Consider the following 246-nt stretch of genomic DNA (forward strand, 5'->3'; position numbering starts at 1 on the left):
CCAAAGGAAGTAGGGATGATGTGTTCGTCATCATGGTCATGATGTGCGTGGCTGTGTCCATGCCCATGACTGTGCCCATGGTCGTGCCCCCCGGAAAGCAGCAGGGCGCTGACGATGTTCACGACTAACCCGAGGCAGGCAATGGGGATGGCCTCGGCAAAATGGATCGGCACCGGGGAAAGAAAGCGGCTCACGGCCTCGAAGCCGATCAGCAGCGCGATCATGGCCAGGATGATGGCGCTGGTG

The 246-nt window shown here is 60.2% G+C and carries 1 pseudogene; it reads right to left on the reverse strand.

Features of this window, described 5'->3' with window-relative positions:
- Nucleotides 1-246 (reverse strand): annotated as a pseudogene (locus tag N8M20_RS10430) (cation transporter); the annotation flags it as partial.

This window comes from Streptococcus mitis (genome assembly GCF_946190275.1).
GTDB classification, from domain to species: domain Bacteria; phylum Bacillota; class Bacilli; order Lactobacillales; family Streptococcaceae; genus Streptococcus; species Streptococcus mitis_DC.